This window comes from Paenibacillus sp. FSL R10-2736, assembly GCF_038000245.1.
Taxonomy (GTDB): Bacteria; Bacillota; Bacilli; order Paenibacillales; family Paenibacillaceae; genus Paenibacillus_AQ; species Paenibacillus_AQ phytohabitans.
In genome coordinates, this window is sequence record NZ_JBBOBN010000001.1 from 3,562,351 (window position 1) to 3,582,662 (window position 20,312).

The following is a 20,312-nucleotide window of genomic DNA, read 5'->3' on the forward strand; positions in this document are numbered from 1 at the left end:
TCAATATTATGGAGGTATGAAATCTTGAATCAATCATTACATGAACCCAAATATACGATTAAAGATGTAGCTGAAATCACCGGACTTACCAAACATACGATCCGTTACTACGATGACCAGCAATTAATTCCTTTCGTTTCAAGAGATGGCAGAAACAACCGTTTATTCTCTGACCATGATCTGGATTGGCTACGAATGGTTCACTCCTTTCGTATTTCAGGATTGCCGATTTCAGAAGTCAAACATTACATTGCTATGTGTTTACAAGGTGATGAGACGATTCCTGACAGGGCTGAGCTTGTTGCAAAGCAAGAAAAAGAACTAGAGGCAAAGATCCATGCGTACAACCTTCAATTAATGCACATTAAAGAAAAGAAGGCTTATTACAATAGTGTCTTGGCTGGCCAATTGAACGATACCTGGAATCCGGTTAACAATAATCCGGAATGCGGTGAGAAATATGATATACCGGAACATATCCATTCAGCATCAAAGGCTCATGTTTCACCCTAAAAGTTAGTCTAGGGCTTCGTGTGCACACGAAGTCAATATTTTTCTTCTCACAATATTTCAACATACCCTTCGGTTCCATGCACACGGATGCGTTGCCCGTCCTGGATGAGTCTGGTGGCATTCTCCACTCCGACAACTGCCGGTAAGCCGTATTCCCGTGCGATCACTGCGCCATGGGTCATCAGTCCGCCGACTTCGGTAATTAGGCCTTTTATTGAGACGAACAACGGGGTCCAGCTGGGGTCGGTAAACAAGGTGACCAGGATATCCCCCTCCTCCAAATTAGCCTCTTCCATGTTGAGGATCACACGTGCCCTGCCTTCTACAACTCCGGAAGAAACAGGCAGACCTGCAATAGCTCCAGCCGGGAGATGAGCCCGTTTGTATTGGCCGGACAGGATTTCTCCATCAGAGGTAATCACACGCGGGGGAGTGAGCTTGTCATATAATTTATAGTCCTCTTTACGTTGATTGATGAGCCGGTAATCGATTGTATTCGTGCGGACGGTTTCGTGAAGCTCTTCAAAATTGAGGTAGTATATATCTTCTTTGTCGGGGATAACACCTGCTTGAACGAGCCGTCCGGCTTCTTTCAGTAACGCCTGCTTATAAACCAGGTAACGGCTAACCATGCCGTATTTAGGATATTCCCGGTAACCGATGTAATTCCGGACCAGGTCAATTCTTACTTTGGTTTCTTCGGCTTTGTGTACTCCATCCGGTAACTGCTTCAAGCGGTCTAACAGTTCCTCTTCTTTATCCCAAGCTTCCTGCCGCCCCTGCTCAAATTTCTGTCTGCTGGCATCCGGTGCAAAGTTTCTGATGTTGCTAAGAATCATGGGGATCAGTATCGCCGGTTTCTCGCTCCAGCGGGTTCTGGTAATATCGATTTCTCCGGTACAGCGCATTCCATATTTGCTGAGATAATTATTTAGAGTGTCATACGTTTTTTGCCCGCCCTCTATCTTAATCAGTCCGTCCAGGAAGTCCTCCTCTTGTACTTGCTGCAAATAATCAATGACCTGTGGGAAGGCACGAATTACATCTGCGACATCCATCAGTTCCAGACCCATTTCCGAAGTAATATTGTTCTGCACTGATTGTGAAAGGGTATCAGCCGCGTTCATTTCACCCAACCACTCGTTCATTTTTTCGTTAATCCATGCGGAAGCATCCATTGCGGCCATGAATACTGCCGTACTCTGCGGGTCGAATAGAACCCTCTTCAGTTCCTGGATATCTTCAAGGATGAACTCGAATAGAGCCGGGCCTGATTTCGTCTTGATGTTGTGTTTCAGCTCTTCTACCGATGCTTCATTACTCTTGATCAGCTCCGTAACGATGGCCGGATCGCTGCCGGCAGGTGTTTGATCGCCTGCGGGCGGCTTACCCGGATTGCTTTTGCCGGACTGCGCCGCCGCTTCAGCTTGCGGTGAGATGGGTATGAAATCTCCCCGCTCCACGATAGTCATAAGCGCGTCTTTGACGAGCGGATCGGATTTCCCCAAGGTATCAATGATCATCATTCTGGCGGGCGAAGCCAAATAGGAGGTGACATCGACAAACAGTCTTCCGCCGGCTATACGCATGGGAGCAGGAGTTATTAACAGGTGAAAAGACAGGCCCAGCGGCTTCATAGCATCTGTCATCATTTGCCCATGACCCACAGATACATAAGCGCGGTTCTCTTGATCATTGGCTTCAGGGATCGGGAATAGCGTGGTGATGGGCCGGCTCTGCACAATATAGAAGGTATCATCAGCCAGACACCATTCAATATCCTGGGGTGAGCCAAAATAAGTCTCGATTTGTCTACCGATATGTGCAAGCTGCAAAATCTGCATTTCAGTAAGCGTCTGCGCTTGTTGCTGGCCGGAATCAAGCTGCCGGGTTTCAGTACCACCTTGCGGCAGTCCGTAAATAGCCAGTTTTTTGGCTGCAATCCGCTTATCGGTGATCTCCCCGTCCTTCACCTTATAACAATCGGGAGACACCAGGCCTGAGACCAATGCTTCTCCAAGTCCAAAGCTGGCGTCGATGGACAGCAGCTTGCGGTTATTTGTTACCGGATCAGCGGTAAACAGAATGCCCGAAGCCTGCGGGAAGACCATTCTTTGAACGATAACCGATAAATAGACCTGACTGTGGTCAAAACCATTCTGCAGCCGGTAGATTACCGCGCGGTCCGTGAATAGTGAGGCCCAACATTTGCTGATATGCTGGAGGATGGCATCAACGCCGATAATATTTAAGTAGGTGTCTTGCTGGCCGGCAAAAGAGGCATGCGGCAGATCCTCAGCAGTCGCACTGGAACGTACCGCGTAAGCCTGTTCACTCCCCAGCCGGGAGAGAACCTGTGTAACTGCCGTTACAACCCCGGACGGAATTTCTGCTTCCGTAATCATCCGGCGGATCTCCCTGCTGATTTCACTAATCTGCTCCCGGTTGTCCGCTCGCAGCGTGGTTAGCCGGCTCAGTAAGACATGATAGGTTTCGTTATGCAAGATTGCTTCCTGATAAGCCGCGGTTGTAACACAGAAGCCTTCGGGGACTTGGATGCCTTCTATTCCTGATAACATCCCCAGATTTAACCCTTTGCCGCCAACCAGCAGCAGCTGCGTATTATCCATTTCCTCAAAACCCAGAACCAAAGCATCCATTCCGTATCTCCCCTAACTATTGAGTTGAAAAAAAATTTGACAAGAAATTTCCGGCATGTTATATTAAATATATAAGATGCATTAACTATGTTATCTCAAATCAAAACAGTTGTGAAGTGATTATATCATCGTGTATGTATATATGCAATATGAAGAACCTGAGCTGCTGCTCAGGTTCTTTTTTTTGACGCATGGGAAGTTATATTGAAGCGGACTGAGGATCTGCGAATAACGCCTGATTAACACAAATAAAGGAATCAGAGTCCTCCTCTATTCGTCTATTCGTTACGCCCGTAGTAGAGCTTCAGGTTCGTCACATCCACCAGATACAGGATATCGATACCTTTGGGACTGCGGTCAACCGCCAGCCGCTCGACCGGGATACCCGGCGCAAGCGATGTTTCGGTCCAGCCTGCGACTGTATTTACGGCCATGAATGCACGATCGCTGCCGCTGCTTTTAACGTAATAGATTCTTGCGGCATTGCCTGCCCAGGTCACATCAATCGCGGCTGTAGTCGGAGCTGCATTATAGACCGTCTGCAGCACCCAGCCTCCTGTGCCATAAGTGGCCTGCTTAACTGAGAAGCTCGTAGCGCCTTCTTCACGATAGCGGTAAGCGATAACCGGGCGGCCGAGTGTATCGAGCGTCATCTTGGCGCTCTGAACGCCCGGTCCGCCGGGATCGCTGCCACTCTGTATGTAGGCTTCACCAGGCGCCATAGGCTGCACAATATCTGCGGTAGTCAGTGAGACCGGAGCTGACACAGGCGTTCCGTCTGCTTTGGAGAATACCCCCGTGGAAGGACTATATTTCAGATAAGACAGCTGGTGGCGCAGCGGGCTGGCAGCGAAATACGCCCACTCGAACAAGATATGAAGATCTCCGCTGGCATCAAAGACCAGATCGTCAGGGTAGACAGACCGGTTAAGGTGCGCGGCAATCACCTTGACCTGGCTCCACACAGATTCGGCATTATTCCAGCGGAACAGAACGGCCTCTCTTTTGCCTGCCGGATCTTTATCAGCACGCACCATCAGATACAAATCCCCGTTCGGGGCTGTCGCCAATACCGGATAGGTTACCGTCATGCCTTGAGGCAGCTCATCGGAGTGATTCTGCGGAATCCCTCCTACCGTATCCGAGCGGAAGTACTGCCACGGATTGCTGTGCATGGAGGCAAATACGTGAAACCGGCCGCTCCCGTCTCTGGCCATCGACGGCTGATTATGCCCCAGATCGTCGAGATACTCTGCAGGTGCAGTACCGTTCATGAGCGGCAGCTTGCTCCAAATCCCATCGTTATCCCGTCTGGCGACGGCTACGGTATGTTTACCAGCAATTGTTCCCGGTGCATTATAGGCCATGTACGCATACTCATAACCCAGTCCATAGGTGGCAAGGGGAGACCACCATCCGGCCTGATTGCTGGAATCCATCGGAAATGGAACCTCTTCCAGCACAGCGGCTGCGCTACCTGTTCCTGCTGGCAGCATCAGCATCAGCACTGTCATCATGAGTCCGAGCTTCCATTGTTTAATTTTCTTCAACCCTTCCGCCTCCTTCAGATAAATGCTTCTTACAAAGCGCAGTATTCATTCAATCAACCATTCATTCATGTAAACGTATTCAATTTTATCCGGTGCACCTCCTTCCCTAGGATCTTTCAAGTATTTCTGGACCAAGAATAGCACGCGGAAGCGGGATTTGTTACTGTACTTTTGCAAGATTACTGTGTACGGGATAGAAAATTCTACAAGACAAAATCACCCTAACGAATACATTACTCCATTCAGACATGAGCAGCATCCAGTGAACAAGCGCACTAATGCTCTTCTTTCTTCCGGGAAAACACATTGTGTTCGATTTTTCGCACACATGTGGTCAGGTTATCTCCACGTAAGCACAATATATTCGATTTTCCGCATACATTGCCCCCCCTCCTTTGGCCCGACTTCCGGGGATTCGGCGGGATTCCTGATACAAGAACGCATTCGTCCTTTTGCCAGATTTGCTATGCTCCAAATTCCAAAGTAACCGATTGTCCACTGCTCACGCGTAGCATCATTTCCTATGCAATAAAAAAGGAAAGTCCGGGTCCCGGACTTTCCTGAATGTGAAGCTTAGGCATCTGCCAGGCTATCAGCCTGGCCGGTCTATTTCCGTACCGTGACGATCATCTTCGGCGTTCTGGTTTCACCCGCCGGGTTGCGTAACACCACCTCGTATTCATAGGTCCCCGGAGCTTTGCCGGAAATTGCAGTGACTGCCGATTGTGCACCTGGTGTCTGTGCCTGCAGGGTTTGGGTATCTACCAGAATTCCATTCTCATAGAGATCATATCCGGTAGCATTCGTACCCCACCACAGATTCATACTTACATTATAGCTGCCGTCCCCGTCCCAGTTGTCGTTAGACAATACGGCTTGCCCTGGAGAGGCATCCGTGACTGTTACACTCAGCGGGGCGGTCTTCGTTGTACCGTATGAATTGCTCAGTTCACCTGTATAGACATACGTACCATTCCGTTTGCCGGTAATATCGATCTGTACAGACTGGGCGGAAGGGGACTGGTCTGCCAGAGACACTTCTTGGATCAGCTCACCGTTCTCATACAGCTTGAACTTTGTGCCGTTGTTACCCCACCAGAGATTCATGGTGATGGTGTAATCTCCGTCTCTCAGCCCAGTATCATGGCCGTTGTTGTCGGACAATACAGGAGTGCCGGGGGCACTGTCCGCAAGTGGTGTGCCCTTGCTGATCCATGCGGCCCACTTACCCAGTACATCTGCCTGTTCCGCTGTAAATACCGTATTTCTGCCGGCATTGACATCATCGCCATAGGCTGCGAGCAGCTGCCGTGCCTTCGCACCTTCATGTGCACCCGCTGCTAGTTCTGCCAGCTGCAGTTTGCCTCCCAGCAGTTCGGCAAGTGCCCCGGAGCCCGGATCTTCCGAAGCCGCTGCGAAGGTACGTGTCAGTTCAGCCAAACTTGCAAAGGTAGCCGAAATGCCGAAACTGAAATCCACACTCGTTTCCCGGCCCGCTAAGTCAGAGACCTTAGCTGTTACCTCATGCAAGCCAGGCTCCAGCGTATAAGCAGGAGCGTTCAACAGCATGCCGCTTGGTTCTGCTACACCGGACACGGTATCGGAAGCTGTATATATAATCTCTACCTGCTGGTCAATCGTGTATTCTGTCTGGCCCTGAATATCGATGGCCGGAGGGGCGAGATCCACAGGTACTGCAAGTGTCTGTTCAGCCTCCTTATTGCCGTCCAAGTCAACGCTCCAGTAAGTGACGGTGTGTTTGCCCTCATCGCTTATCGTCAGCTTCGTGCCGGTCTGGATCTCCCCGCCGTCGACTTGATAGTAAGTCGAATCGACTCCGGAATCTTCATCCGTTGCGGTAAACGTTACTTCTACCGCTGAAGTATACCAGCCATTCTGCAACTCTCCTGCCATAGCCGCAGTAGTATGCGGCGCTGTCTGGTCCGAAGGTTCTTCTTCAAGGGTAACCAGACTAGAGAGCGGAATGTCCAGCTTTTGCACAAGCTTTGCGACCATCCCGGATACCTTTACCGCACCGTTCATCTGAAGATGTGTGTTGTCCTCGGTTGTACCTACCCACATAAATATGGATTTGGTACCTTCCGGCCCAAGCTCCTGGAAATATTCCCAGCTGGCTTGATTCAGATCAATCAGCAGGGCTCCAGTCTCCTGTGCCGTTTCTTTCATCGCCTGCACATATTCCGGGAAGCTCTTGTTCAATACTTCTCCGGTGAAATCGCGCCGGTTCACCGGCGTGACCAGCACCGGAATTGCGCCTCTCTGCACAGTACCGTTAATGTAATCTTTCAGATACACCTTGAACTGCTCCGGTGTAAGATAACGTTCCGGCCGGGACGGTGTGGAATCATTATGCGACCACTGCATGGACAGATAGTCACCTTCATGAATACCCAGCAGAATGTCGTTAAGATATCCGCCAACCAGGAAGGTCTTACTGCTTAAACCGCTGACAGCACGGTTATCAATACGAATCTGCTCCAGATCGAAATAACCGCCCAGCGTCTCACCCCATCCAGCCTGCGGGCGATAGCTTTCTGCATAATTGGCGACCGTGGAATCGCTTGCCAGATAGAGGGTTGGCTGGTCAGCTACGCCGGTCTCCGGCAGGCGCTCGATCTTCAGCGCATTGATCTTCGGAGAATTGCCGGAGAACGTAAAGTCAAAGACACCGTCAATCAGGGCAATATCATAGGTCACTTCGGTAAACTGGCCCTTGGCTACGGTTGTAACCGGAACTTTGGTCATCTGTTCGACAACCACAGCAGCGTTAGTCGCTTCCTCTGCATCGCCAATAGTCATGGTTACGCGGTAATTGGCCGGCTTCATCTCCACCAGGAGGCTGCTGCCGTTCATGCGGATGAAATCCTCTGTCAGCGCATTTCCGGTTTCGCGGTTCTCATCCTGTACCAGCGCGGTATCCGTAAAGCCATAGCCATTCCCTTCAATATAAGCTCTTTTGGAATCTACCCTAGTGTAGCCTTGCGCAGCGCTTCCGGAGCCGAAATCAAATTTGTATACGCTGATATCACCAGCCGGGCTACTGGTCAATGATTCCCTCGCAACCGTCAGCACATTGACTGCATGGTCGACTTGAGCCTGTGTGGCCTCCGTACCCATGACTGCCTCCACAGCTGCCAGTGCTTTATTCAACACTGCGACAGATGCGTCTGTATAAGCTGACAGATCCAAGGCTTTCACTTCTTGATGCAGCGCAATCAATGCCGCCTGATCGCCTGCAACCGGTGGAAGCATCTTGCCTTCGAGCTTCACATTATCGATCTGCGTGGTCCAGCTCAGTGTGCCGCCTCCTCCCTTTCTCGTTCCCAGGAACCGGAAGCCTCTTACGTTATTGGCGTAAACGCCGGGACTCATCGGAATATCCTTGATCGTCTGGGTGACAGTGGGGTCAGCCATACTCGTCAATGTCAGATCAAGCTTCTTCTCGGCAAAATTAATCTTCACATTGGCATTGACCCACTGGTTCTTCAGAATGTCCGTCGCAATTCCCCCATCCGGAACAGCTGTAGTGCCAGTTCCGTAGTCAGGTGTATACGGGCCTACAAAATAATGGATTTTCGTGTTGGGACTAGCGGTTCCCGTCTTTGTTAATAGAGTGAAAATGGTATTCTCGTTTGCATCCTGCAAGGTCAGATGTCCCTCTGACGGGGTAGCACCTACGTTGCCGGAATGCCAGTTGAAATTAACATTAACGATGTCCCCGTTCACCGCATCGAACAACCGGAACACTTTCGCGCGATTCCCGGAGCCGGAACCGGTAACCGACATCACCTTGTTTCCGCTTTGCTCGGTGACCGTGCCTGTCATTGTCCCGGCTATACCCGTGGCATTCACCATTGAATATTGAGCGGCCGCCGGATCACCCTCAAAGTTCTCCTCATAGACCTGAACCTCCGGTTCTGGCTCCGGTTCCGTAATATCCGGATCGATGACTAACGGTGATATGGTTAATCCCATGTCTTTCACCGCACCGGCTACCAGACCGGCAATAACCTGCGCACCGTAGCTGCTGAAATGCGTATTATCGCCGACGCCGTTCGGGTACTTCGGATATTCGCCGGGATTAGCGTACAGGAAGATTTTCTCCGTAGCAGCCAGGCCGATACGATTGTAATCCGCAATGCTTAACTGGCTCAAATCGATCAGCGGTACATTCAGCTCTACTGCTACTTCTTTGGCCGCCTTCACATATTCGGGGAAGCTTACGTTAAATTCCTGAGTGACTGTATTGAAGTCTCTTCGTCCTACCGGCGTAAGCAGGACCGGGGTTGCACCGCGCTGCTTGGCTCCGTTCACATAACGGGTCAGGTAGGTTTTATAATCCGCCGGGGAGGCATAGCGGTCAGGAATTCCTATGCTGGCATCGTTATGTCCGAAAGAAATGAAGAAGAAGTCTCCCGGTTTGATCCGCTGCAATATCGTATCGAGACGGCCGTCAACCATGAATGATTTGCTGCTTCTGCCGCCGATCGAATCGTTCTGGACCACCGCACCATTCGCAAAATACCGTCCGAATTGCTGGCCCCACCCTTCCTGGGGAGCCTGTGCACTGCTATAAGACTGCATCGTGGAATCGCCGGCCATATAGATCGTCTTTGCAGCTCCCGGCGTCTTCTCCGGGTACTTCTCCATAATAATCTCCTGCACGTCAATGGCTGTGCCGGAGAAAATGAGCTCCAGCTGACCGTCTACCACCGCAATATCATACGAGTAGACTAGAGGTGCTCCCGCGCTTACACCAGTGACGGCCAGCTTTTGAACAAATTCAGATTTGACGCCGATATTGGAATCCCGGGCATCAGCACCAAGCTTGAGCGTTACCTTGTAATTGGCACTCGGCAGGTCAACAGCAAACTTTGTGTTGTCCGGAAGCGAAACATGATTTGCGTCCAGAGTAATTCCGCTTGTACTCTCAAAGCCGTATCCGGTTGCCTCTGTGTAAGGTGTATCCTGAACTGCTGTTGCTCCGGCAGCCGGGTCAGTGCCGAAATCAAAGTAATAAACCTGCTGAGGTGTTTCTTGTGCTCCGGTTAGAGTGACATTCGCTTTAGGGAATTCGGTCGCTTCCGCTCCGAGATAGAATCCGGTGTGTGGCGGCTGGTTGTAGGCGACATTCTGCCAGGCTATCCCTAAACGGTATACGGGATCCTGCATCAGCGCAGGAATCCGGTAATTCGTAGGAATGGTTGTCGTATAGAGTCTATACTCCGAGCTGTCTTCGCTGCGCAGCAGCAGCTCTTCACGCCAGTCACCCAGGATATCCGCCTGAAGGGCAGGGTTGCCTTTGGTATGATTATTGGTCAAGGTACCGGTTGCCCGGAAAACCTCCTTCAGCTGCTTATTCTCATAATCCCACTTGTAAACGAGCGGAATGCCTTTCGCTGTAGAGTTATTCCATTCGTGGTCGAACAGCTCCCGCTGAAGATCCCCGTCCCACCAGATCGCAAAGTTGGCGCTTCGCGGCACTTCATTCTGATCATAAATAACCTCTCCATTAGCCGCATATCCGCGGGATAAAGGGTTCATCTGACCATCGACAATCGTGGCTGCCCATGATTCATATCCCGGGTAGTTCGGATCAATATCCGCCGACATTCCGCGTCCGGTATCCTTACCGGTATACTGGCCCCAGATAATCTCACCCGTTGCAGCATCACGCATCTCCAGCCCGTATTCAGCGTTCGTATGCTCATGCACACTCACGATCTGGTAACCTTCCCGGCCCGGATCGAGCTTGCCGGCATGCATCGCATCGCCATGGCCGAGTCCGGTGCTGTAGATCAGGGTTCCATCATCATCAATCGCCAGGGATCCGTACATGATTTCGTCTTTACCGTCACTGTCAACATCAAGCACGCTTAAATTGTGATTTCCTTGTCCTTCATATTGCGCTCCTGCTTCATTCGTGTCGAAGTTCCAGCGCTTCACCAGCTCGCCGCCAACATAGTCGTAAGCTGTGAGAGTCGTTCGTGTATAGTAGCCGCGGGCCATGACTACGCTTGGCTTCACGCCATCCAGATAGGCAATCCCCGCCAGGAAGCGGTCTACGCGGTTGCCGTATCCGTCCCCCCACGCACTTACCTCCCCTCTTGGAGGGTCGTAATTCACGGTGGATACGGCTGCGCCGGTCTGACCGTCAAACAGCGTCAGATATTCTGCTCCGGAGAGGATATATCCGCTCTCATTGCGGTAATCCTTCGTGCCGTCACCGATAACTGTGCCTTGGCCGTCCTTCGTGCCGTCCGCTGTTTTGACGACGACTTCAGCTTTGCCGTTGCCGTCCAGATCATATACCATCAGTTGTGTGTAATGGGCTCCTGCGCGAATGTTAACACCCAGGTCGATTCTCCATAGCTTCGTACCGTCCATTTCAATCGCATCGATATATACGTTGCCGGTATACCCGGCCTGTGAATTGTCCTTGGAATTGCTCGGGCTCCACAAGAAAACGATTTCATAATCGCCGTCGCCATCCAAATCTCCTACAGAGGCATCCCCTGCATAATAGGAGTATGTGCCTCCGTCTTTGGTCCGGCCGTCAGCAGGTTTATCCAGCGGAATGGGCATATAGCCGTTGTGCAGCACCGGTACGGTCTCCGCCTGCATCTCTTCCTTACCGGCAATGACGGTAGAAATCTGATACTGCGAGCTGTCTGCGCCTGTCGCGTCCATGTAATTGGTGGAGCCGCTGATCGGAGCTGAGTTTACTTTATATCCGTTTTTATATACATTGAAAGCGATTTCATCTAAATCCGTATTCAAGTACCTCCAGCTCAAGTAGACACCGTTATCAACCAGGACCGCTACTAACCCCCGGTTCAGATATTCTGCCTGACGTGCGGGAAGGCTGCCCGTTGATTCTGCATGTACCGGAGATGCCGGAATGGCAAGCGGGAGAACCAGTAGTAATGATAATAAGAATGCGAACACTGATTTTTTGACGAAAATTACTTTTTTGCCCATGTACTTAACTCCTCCTATTATTCTAAACTCATTTAGAAATCGGGGGAAACTTGTACGTTCACATCATAGTTGTCATTTAACACACCTGCTGCAGTCCTCTTAACTTCAATATGCTATACCTGCTCAGCCAGAGGTTATCATCCCCTTTCATTAGGTCCCACCAAATATGCACAAGTGTATCAAATAATGGGATTCAATTCTGCTCAAAAAAACGCACTTTCAACCCAGAATCGACTATTTTAAAATATAAGGATTTATATAGTTCACGTTATAAATCATTCTTACAGGCACAAAAAAAAGAAATCCCGATAGGCAACTGCCTGCCGAGATTTCTGTAATGTTATTACCTATCCTTGTACCGTCTGACAGCTCCTTCATCAATCCATATACAACTCAACCAGCTTATAACAGCGGTCACGGGTAACACTGGCCAGCGTGATGGCATATTCCAGTCCCTCCGCTGTCCCGCCTTCGTATTTGGCTGCGGCTTTGGCCGCTGTCTCATCGCGGAGTGTAATCCAGTTCCGCTGTTCCTCTTTCAGCTTAGCCATTTCTGCTTCGGGGAGCTGCTGCTTGAGCACCTGGTAGATCTCATTCAGTGCTTTGTCCCACCGTTCGTTCTCCTGAACGGCCGCTGCTGACATTGCAAGCGTTGTGCCTTCATCCGACAGAGCCTTCAGGTCTGACAAACCCTCTTCAATCTTATCCAGTTTGTCAAAATAGACCTGACGAGTGGACTCCTCCGGCTCCGGGGTAGCTTCAGCAGTAGTCTCCGGCGAGGGAGCTGCCGTCGTTGCGGCTTCGGGAGTGGGCTGCACAGTGGCAACCGCTGTCGCTGCGGGTGTTATCTCCGGCGCTGCAGAAGTTTCCACCCCGGTGTGCTCAGGAGCCGCTGCATTGCCGTTGCCGGCCTCATTATTGCCGCAGCCGCCTATCAGCAGACTGGAGATCAACAGTGTCGTTATTATTGCTTTTTTCATAAGTCCTCATCCTGTCGGTTTGGTATAGTAGTTAGCATACTTCACTGATCCGGCTGGAATCAACTGCCTCTAGACTTATTACCTGTAACTGCCGACAAAGAACATCATTCAACACAAAAAGCGGCCCTGATCCTAAATGTTCAGGATCAGGGCCGCTTAAGTTCACCTACACTATGTCAATAAATATTCTCTGCACACCTTAAGGTCTGATCAGTACTTTAAGGGCTTCCCTGTTGTCCATCGCGCGGTAACCTTCCGGAACCCCGTCCAAATCAACGGTTACGTCGAAGACACGTCCAGGTTCAAGGGTACCGTCAAGTATATCCGGCAACAATTCTTCCATGTATGCACGAGTGGGTGCCGGCCCGCCGGTAAGCGTAATATTACGTCCGAACAAGCTGGCAAAACCGACAGGAGCTTCTTCATACTGCGGAACGCCTACACGGCTGATCACGCCTCCGGCCCGGACCGCTCCAATACTCATCTCGTAAGCAGGCATCAGCCCGACGCATTCCAGAACAACATGTGTCCCTTCCCCGTTCGTCAGCGCCCGTACTCTTGCAACGCCTTCTTCTCCGCGTTCTGGAACAACATCTGTGGCTCCGAATTCTATTCCGAGGTCTGTCCGCACTTTGTGACGGCCCATCAGAATGATCTGCTTGGCTCCCAGCTTCTTCGCCGACAGAACGGCCAGCAGTCCCACAGCGCCATCACCGATTACGGTTACCGTCGTATTCTCATTCACGCGTCCCATCACCGCCGCATGATAGCCGGTACCGTATACGTCAGACAAGGTCAGCAGAGACGGCAATAAAGGAGAGTCATCCTTAATTTCATCCGGCAGCTTGAACATGCTTCCCTGTGCTTGCGGCACCCGGACATATTCTGCCTGACAGCCGGTCATGAAGCTTCCATGCACACAGGAGGTCATCAGTCCTTCCAGACAGAAGGGACAGGTGTTATCTCCGACGGCAAATGGCACAATAACCAAATCGCCTTGTTTGAAGCCGGAAACCTCCGAACCCATTTCCTGAATACGTCCAATCACTTCATGCCCCATGGCATCACCTTCGCCATGCTCATGGGCATGCATGCTGTGATAAGGATGCAGGTCGCTTCCGCAAATACAGGCGGCCACTACCTTAATAATCGCATCCGTTGGTAGTTTCAATTCCGGAAGGGGCAGCTCTTCTACGCGTACATCACCGGCAGCGTACATAATATTTGCTTTCATTTCTAAGTTCCACCTTTTCACTTAAATTATCCGCCCTATTGTAATTACTGGGCTCCAACTACGTTGTGCGGAACATACAGCTCTTCAAGGAAATTAATCTCCTCAGCTGTTAATTTCACCTGCAGTGCACCGGCAGCATCTTCGAGCTGCGACAGCTTCGTTGCGCCTATAATTGGGGCAGCTACAGATTCTTTCTGCAGCAGCCAGGCTAGTGCGATATGGATGCGCGGTACACCGCGCTCTTCGGCCAGAGACGCCACACGCTGAACGATCAGACGGTCAGCATCAGCTGTAGAGTCGTATTTCCATTTCTGGACATGGTCGGTCTCGGACCGGTGAGTGCTTTCAGACCAGTCGCGGATCAGTCTGCCTGAAGCCAGGGGGCTGTAAGGAGTGACCGCAATTTTCTGATCCGCGCAGAGCGGCATCATCTCCCTTTCCTCTTCACGGTATATGAGATTCAGGTGATTCTGCATCGAGACGAACCTTGTCCAGCCATTCTTCTCGGCCACATGCTGGGCCTTTTGGAACTGCCAGGCGAACATTGCCGATGCGCCGATATACCGGGCTTTTCCGGCCTTCACTACATCATGCATAGCTTCCATCGTTTCTTCAATCGGCGTGTTGTAATCCCAGCGGTGAATGATGTAGAGATCTACATAATCCGTTCCCAGCCGCTTTAAGCTTTTATCGATTTCACTCATGATGGATTTCCGGGACAACCCTGCACCATTCGGACCTTCATGCATACGTCCCCAGACCTTCGTAGCGAGAACCAGTTCATCCCGGTTCGCATATTCCTTCAGCGCGCGTCCGGTAATCTCTTCACTTGTTCCATTCGCGTAAACGTTCGCTGTATCAAAAAAGTTGATCCCGAGCTCCAGGGCTCTTTTGATAATCGGCCGGCTGTGCTCTTCATCCAGAACCCACTGATGGCCTCCCGGCAGCACCTCACCAAAGCTCATACAACCCAGACAAATCCGCGACACATCCATCCCTGTATTTCCGAACTTAATATATTCCATAGCCAAACCCTCCGTTTCCTATAATTATCTATTTCAATTCAGCATACCATTCTTCATGAACAGCTTCGAACCAGTCTGTTGGTCCCGGGGTCATAGCCAGATGTACAAACCAGCTGTCCTTGGTTGCACCATGCCAATGTCTCACGTTAGCCGGGATGTTAACTACATCACCTGTCTGGAGAAGCCGGGCCGGTTGGCCTTCTTCCTGATACCAGCCGTTGCCGCCGGTAACTAGCAGAACTTGTCCGGCCTGATGTGCGTGCCAGTTATTGCGGGCGCCTGGAGCAAAGGTCACATTACCGATTGCCGTATTCAGCGGTGCCGGATCTGTAAATATCATCTGCAGGTAAGCATCGCCTGTGAAATTAGCTTCAACCTTGTTGCCTAGCGGGAAAATGGTGCTGCTGCTAAGGTGTTCATTTTCCATCGTAGATTCCTTCTTTCATTTATTATGATTGTGACAACTTACGTTAATGTACTCACGTCTATTATTATAACAACCTTCAGTAACTTTCCAATTGTTGATTTCGCCGTTTTTGTACAATACTGAAACGAATGCAGGAATTTGTTCAGTATCGTAAGAATTCGTTTGATAAAATAATATACAATTGTTTATAATTATAACCAAGTATAAATATTAGAAAGCCCGGTGAATGATATGACCAAGATCGACAGGAGAATCCTTAAAACCCAGGAAGCCTTAAAGGCTGCAATCATTGACCTGATGAAGGAAAAGAGTTTCGACGATATTACCATTCAGGATCTTTCGGATCGGGCTAACGTCAGCCGCGGAACGATATACCTGCACTACATGGATAAATACGACCTGCTGGATAAACTGATTGAGACTCATATTGACGAGTTACGGGTAAGATGTGCAGCTGCTGCAGATCTGGATTTTGCAACCGGGTCTGTATTGTGGACGGAATATTTCGAGTCCCATTATGCCTTTTTCTCCACGATGCTGGCCAGTAAAGGGGCTCCGTTCTTCCGCAGCCGGTTCCTGGAGTTTCTGGTGGATGAGTTCCAGGATGAGGTGGACAACACCAAAGGAAAGAATGAAGGATTAAATCAGGATCTGGTCGTAAATTTTGTGGCCGCCTCGTATGTTGGCGTTGTCGAGTGGTGGTTCATGAACGACAGACCTGTATCTTATCTGGTATTGGCAGATCAGCTGGGAGCCTTGCTGGATAGAATCTGTGAGTAGTAAGTTCGTTCAACATTTCGAGGCGCCTCCCTCCCCAATTTTCCCCAATTTCTATTATCCTATAAATAAAAGTGCAGGCGTTAGATCATAAATGCTAAATGATTGCCTAATCCTATCACCAGCAAAACGTATTCATTAAGAGGATTAGGCAATCATATGGCAGGATTGGTCTAACGGTTCTCTTGTAATCTGCAGCATAATAAGTAGGTAACGGATAGCATGTCCCGATAGAGAGACAATATTTCACAACCTACGGAGGTAATTATATGCGGCAAGTCATTCTTAACAATGGTGTGGAAATGCCGGTGCTAGGGTTCGGAGTTTATCAGATTGCCGATCAAAGCCAGTGTGAACAAAGCGTGCTTGACGCGATCTCAACAGGTTACCGGCTGATAGATACAGCTGCCTCCTATCTGAATGAAGAAGCGGTAGGCAAAGCCATTAGACGCAGCGGCGTAGCCAGAGACGAGTTATTTATTACTACGAAGCTTTGGGTGCAGGACACTGGTTATGCGAAGACCAAGCAGGCGGTGGAGAACTCTTTGAAGCGGCTGCAACTCGATTATCTCGATTTATATCTAATCCATCAGCCGTTTGGTGATGTGTATGGTTCCTGGCGGGCGATGGAGGAGCTGGACCGTGAGGGGAAAATCCGGTCGATCGGCGTCAGTAATTTCCATATGGACCGTCTGATCGATCTGATTCTTCATAATGAAATCGTCCCTGCCGTGAATCAGGTGGAGACGCATCCGTTCAATCAGCAGGTCGAAAGTGCAGCCTTCATGAAGGAGAACAAGGTTCAGATCGAGTCCTGGGCGCCTTTTGCTGAAGGAAAGAATAACTTGTTCCACAATGAACTGTTATCCTCAATCGCTGACAAGCATCATAAATCCGTTGCGCAGGTCGTTCTGCGATGGCTGACTCAAAGAGATGTTGTCGTGATTCCCAAGTCGGTCCGCAAGGAAAGAATGGCCGAGAACTTCAATATCTTTGACTTTGAATTGAGCAGCGGGGATATGAATTCCATTACGGCGCTGGATACGAAAGAGAGGCTGTTCTTCTCCCACCGTGATCCTGAAATGGTCAAGTGGCTAGCCAGCCGTAAACTGGATATCTGATAAAAAGCTGGAGGAATCGTCATGCTGGAGGCAATCTTCAAACAACAAAAAGAATTGGCAAAGCTTATTAAACACTTCTCACCAGCGGATGGTGTACTTGAAACAGCAATTTCCCATCTGTTCATTATTAGATATTCAGAAATCTCTGAGCCTGCTTACAGGGTGTACAAGCCCGCTTTTTGTGTCATTGCCCAAGGCTCCAAAGAGGTTTTTCTGGCTCAGGAACGGTTCGAATACGGGTCAGCCAACTATTTGATTTCTTCGATGAACCTGCCTGTGGTCGGCCAGATTATAAAGGCTTCAGCCGAGATTCCATATCTGAGTTTAAAATTAGAATTTACGCATGACCAAATTTTAGAGGTGATTAACGAGGCTAACATCCGGATCGTACCGAATGACAATGCCAAACGCGCCTTATTTGTAGGTGATATGGATCATGCTTTAATGGATGCAACATTAAGACTCGTAGAATTGCAGAACCGTCTGGAGGACATCCCTTTCCTTGCTCCACTGATCACTAAGGAGATTCTATATACTCTTCTAAAAGGTCCTTACGGGGTTACCTTAGGCCAAATCGCAATGGAAGGCAGCAATGCATACCGGATCAGGGAAGCCATCGATCAGATTACTACCCACTTCACTCAATCTATGCGTGTTGAAGAGCTTGCTGAAGCCGCGAATATGAGTCTCTCCTCCTTCCATCGCAACTTTAAGGAAGTGACTGGTATGAGCCCGATTCAATTCCAGAAGCAGCTCAGGCTGCAGGAAGCACGGCGTGTATTGCTCTCAGAATCTGCAGAAGCTGCGGAAGTCGCATTCCGTGTAGGTTATGAGAGTGCCTCCCAGTTCAGCCGTGAATACTCGCGGATGTTTGGCTCTCCCCCGAGATCCGATGTGAAGCAGCTAAAGGAAATGTACGATCCTGCGAAAAGCATGGTTTTCTTGGGAGATTAGTACAACATCAGCGCATAGAAGTGAGTTATTCAACAATGCAGCAATTGATGTATTCAGTATCAGGCAGGAATTCAGTGATAGTTGTATTTTGTGCAATTAAAAACAGCGAAAAGGGAGGCTTTCCTCTTATAACTGTATTCTGTACAACTAAATCTGCCCCAATGGCTGAGAACCGAGGTACAATGGCAGTTTAATTGTACGAAATACAACTAAACGGAGAATCGGTTGTAAATCAGTTGATTTAGTTGTACAGAGTGCAATTAAGCATACCGCATACTCCCGGCATATCCCATAGTTGGGTCACTTAAAACCCTTAGCAAGCGATTTGCTAAAGTGGATTCCACTAACGCTTACTTGTGAGCATGAGAAAAGGAGCAGATTGCCGTTGCAATGTACTCCTTTTCTGATGCACTGTAGTATTCTGTATTATTCAAACCATTGTCTAGGCCCCACTGTATGAAATAGCTGTTTCCGATCAGGATTCAGAGCATGCTCTATACGGTTACAAGTAAAATCGCTGATGGGTTTGGGCAGTTCATCTTTGGAGTAGAATCCGCATTCTACAATCTCCGGAGAAGTGGGCTGTGGCACTTGATGATTGAAGTTATCCGCTATGAAAACAAAATGATGCATATCATGCACCGCTTCGTAATACACCCCGGTCAACTCTTCGATCCTAACCTCTAGCCCCACTTCTTCAAACACCTCTCTTTGCGCGGTTTCCTCTGCGGACTCATTGTCCTCCCCTTTTCCCCCGGGCAATTCCCAGTTGTTTTTGCCGTAGCTATGCTTCACTAATAATATTTTACCGTCAGAATCTACAATCACTGCTGCTGCTCCGGTTAATTTGGGCACGATCATTCAACCTCCGGGTTTCATTTTATGTAAATAAGATGTGATAGAACTTACAGTGGTTATCGGTCCCGAGACGTATTGCATCAAACATATCACGAAACGGCTGTTCTCGCTCACAAATCAAAACGTCCCGATGATCTGTACAAGCATCATCCGGGACGTTCAAATTACACTCTATCTTTTATAAGGAAGGACTATATTCCTCATAGGACAGCACAATATGTTCGTGTGTTAGCGGGCTATGCTCTATGATCGCCTTGCGTTTGGCCTTCAAGACAATTTGTTCAATATCTGCGAAGCTGCATCCCGCAAGGCGCCCGCATACCTCTTCCGTCAACCCCGCTTCACCATCAAATCCGTTAATCAATAGTTCAATATATTGACGTCTGCTGAATTCATCCGGCAGCGAATAAGTCATCTTCGTATCAAATCTTCTCCAGATCGCCCGGTCCAGTTCATTCTCCAAATTCGTTGCCGCTACAAAAATACTACTGTCGCCGAAGTCATCCAGACATTGCAGCAGGGTATTTACTGCGCGTGCCATCTCTTTGACCTCATCATTGCTCTCCCGTGTTCTTGCAATCGCATCAAATTCATCGAGGAAGAGGACGCAAGGTGTTGCTTTGGCATATTCGAATATTTTGCGGATATTGCTGCCGGTCTCCCCCAAATGACTGTGAATAACCGCATCCAGCCGAACCAGAATAAGCGGAAGCTCCAGCATCTGAGCCATATAGAATGCGGTCAATGTTTTCCCGGTGCCTGGCGGACCATACATGACCACTTTATTGGGAATGGGTACGTTGTGTTCTTCGAAGGTAGCATGCATCCCCAGAATGGTAATGAACTCCTCAACAATCTTGCGGTTCATCTGGGGCAGAACAAGGTGCTTTACCTTCCTGGCACATTCTTTAGGTGTATAATATGTACCCATATCTATCCCTTTAGCTCTGGGAAGACGCTGATTACTGCTGTTTTTATTCATTATTGTATTGAAGCTCCTTAAATGGGTTGTTAGTATTTAATCGTAATATTTACTATTAAATAAATATACCTGCTTACTCCCTGGATTGTCAACCGGCGGCACACAAGAGAGTCTGATCATCCCAAAGGGAGCTTGAGGATGAATGGGGCTGGCAAAATTATGGTGCGGCAGTCTTGACAGCTACCCAAGACGGGAGTAGTATTTTGAAATACTTCTATGCGTAAGAAGA

At 49.4% G+C, this 20,312-nt stretch carries 13 protein-coding genes; 4 read left to right on the forward strand and 9 right to left on the reverse strand.

What is annotated here, in order from left to right; genetic code table 11:
* Window positions 1-24: 24 nt before the first annotated feature.
* A complete protein-coding gene (locus NSQ73_RS15315; RefSeq protein WP_052421872.1) occupies window positions 25-513 on the forward strand; it encodes a MerR family transcriptional regulator in 489 nt (162 codons plus the stop codon).
* Window positions 514-560: 47 nt separating this feature from the next.
* Here the strand turns inward: NSQ73_RS15315 and ppsA are convergent, their stop codons facing one another.
* From ppsA to NSQ73_RS15350, 7 genes are all read right to left on the reverse strand, one after another.
* On the reverse strand, window positions 561-3,173 hold the full coding sequence (gene ppsA, locus NSQ73_RS15320; protein ID WP_340987121.1) for a phosphoenolpyruvate synthase: 2,613 nt from the start codon (window positions 3,171-3,173) through the stop codon (window positions 561-563).
* Window positions 3,174-3,451: 278 nt separating this feature from the next.
* Complete coding sequence (locus NSQ73_RS15325) at window positions 3,452-4,723, reverse strand: BNR-4 repeat-containing protein (RefSeq protein ID WP_340987122.1); 1,272 nt, start codon at window positions 4,721-4,723, stop codon at window positions 3,452-3,454.
* Window positions 4,724-5,329: 606 nt separating this feature from the next.
* A complete protein-coding gene (locus NSQ73_RS15330) occupies window positions 5,330-11,725 on the reverse strand; it encodes a rhamnogalacturonan lyase family protein (RefSeq protein ID WP_340987123.1) in 6,396 nt (2,131 codons plus the stop codon).
* A 377-nt stretch (window positions 11,726-12,102) separates the two neighbouring features.
* Complete coding sequence (locus tag NSQ73_RS15335) at window positions 12,103-12,705, reverse strand: lysozyme inhibitor LprI family protein (RefSeq protein ID WP_340987124.1); 603 nt, start codon at window positions 12,703-12,705, stop codon at window positions 12,103-12,105.
* A gap of 199 nt (window positions 12,706-12,904) precedes the next feature.
* The gene (locus tag NSQ73_RS15340; RefSeq protein ID WP_340987125.1) at window positions 12,905-13,939 is read right to left on the reverse strand and encodes a zinc-binding dehydrogenase; all 1,035 of its coding nucleotides are present in this window, start codon (window positions 13,937-13,939) and stop codon (window positions 12,905-12,907) included.
* A gap of 44 nt (window positions 13,940-13,983) precedes the next feature.
* Window positions 13,984-14,964 carry an aldo/keto reductase gene (locus NSQ73_RS15345; RefSeq protein WP_340945641.1) on the reverse strand — a complete coding sequence of 327 codons (981 nt, stop codon included), beginning with the start codon at window positions 14,962-14,964 and terminating at the stop codon, window positions 13,984-13,986.
* A gap of 28 nt (window positions 14,965-14,992) precedes the next feature.
* Entirely contained in the window at window positions 14,993-15,391 is a 399-nt protein-coding gene (locus NSQ73_RS15350) for a cupin domain-containing protein (protein WP_340945645.1), read from the reverse strand.
* A 231-nt stretch (window positions 15,392-15,622) separates the two neighbouring features.
* Between NSQ73_RS15350 and NSQ73_RS15355 the strand changes: the two genes are divergently transcribed.
* The 3 genes from NSQ73_RS15355 to NSQ73_RS15365 all read left to right on the forward strand — a co-directional run bounded on the left by NSQ73_RS15355 (window position 15,623) and on the right by NSQ73_RS15365 (window position 18,243).
* Window positions 15,623-16,171, forward strand: a complete 549-nt coding sequence (locus NSQ73_RS15355; protein ID WP_340987126.1) for a TetR/AcrR family transcriptional regulator — start codon at window positions 15,623-15,625, stop codon at window positions 16,169-16,171.
* Between the two features lie 266 nt (window positions 16,172-16,437).
* A complete protein-coding gene (locus NSQ73_RS15360) occupies window positions 16,438-17,289 on the forward strand; it encodes an aldo/keto reductase (RefSeq protein WP_340987127.1) in 852 nt (283 codons plus the stop codon).
* 21 nt (window positions 17,290-17,310) lie between these two features.
* Window positions 17,311-18,243: an AraC family transcriptional regulator gene (locus NSQ73_RS15365; protein ID WP_340987128.1), complete on the forward strand. Its 933-nt coding sequence runs from the start codon at window positions 17,311-17,313 to the stop codon at window positions 18,241-18,243.
* A 426-nt stretch (window positions 18,244-18,669) separates the two neighbouring features.
* Here the strand turns inward: NSQ73_RS15365 and NSQ73_RS15370 are convergent, their stop codons facing one another.
* Together NSQ73_RS15370 and NSQ73_RS15375 are read right to left on the reverse strand one after the other, a co-directional pair.
* Complete coding sequence (locus tag NSQ73_RS15370) at window positions 18,670-19,098, reverse strand: NUDIX hydrolase (protein WP_340987129.1); 429 nt, start codon at window positions 19,096-19,098, stop codon at window positions 18,670-18,672.
* A gap of 181 nt (window positions 19,099-19,279) precedes the next feature.
* Window positions 19,280-20,083 (reverse strand): AAA family ATPase, encoded by an 804-nt coding sequence (locus NSQ73_RS15375; RefSeq protein WP_340987130.1) that lies wholly within the window; start codon window positions 20,081-20,083, stop codon window positions 19,280-19,282.
* Window positions 20,084-20,312 lie beyond the last annotated feature (229 nt).

Coding starts and splice junctions, on each gene's coding strand:
- NSQ73_RS15335 (WP_340987124.1), bottom strand. CDS start 12,705: ATGAAAAAAGCAATAATAACGACACTGTTGATCTCCAGTCTGCTGATA.
- ppsA (WP_340987121.1), bottom strand. CDS start 3,173: ATGGATGCTTTGGTTCTGGGTTTTGAGGAAATGGATAATACGCAGCTG.
- NSQ73_RS15330 (WP_340987123.1), bottom strand. CDS start 11,725: ATGGGCAAAAAAGTAATTTTCGTCAAAAAATCAGTGTTCGCATTCTTA.
- NSQ73_RS15360 (WP_340987127.1), top strand. CDS start 16,438: ATGCGGCAAGTCATTCTTAACAATGGTGTGGAAATGCCGGTGCTAGGG.
- NSQ73_RS15350 (WP_340945645.1), bottom strand. CDS start 15,391: ATGGAAAATGAACACCTTAGCAGCAGCACCATTTTCCCGCTAGGCAAC.
- NSQ73_RS15345 (WP_340945641.1), bottom strand. CDS start 14,964: ATGGAATATATTAAGTTCGGAAATACAGGGATGGATGTGTCGCGGATT.
- NSQ73_RS15365 (WP_340987128.1), top strand. CDS start 17,311: ATGCTGGAGGCAATCTTCAAACAACAAAAAGAATTGGCAAAGCTTATT.
- NSQ73_RS15340 (WP_340987125.1), bottom strand. CDS start 13,939: ATGAAAGCAAATATTATGTACGCTGCCGGTGATGTACGCGTAGAAGAG.
- NSQ73_RS15355 (WP_340987126.1), top strand. CDS start 15,623: ATGACCAAGATCGACAGGAGAATCCTTAAAACCCAGGAAGCCTTAAAG.
- NSQ73_RS15375 (WP_340987130.1), bottom strand. CDS start 20,083: ATGAATAAAAACAGCAGTAATCAGCGTCTTCCCAGAGCTAAAGGGATA.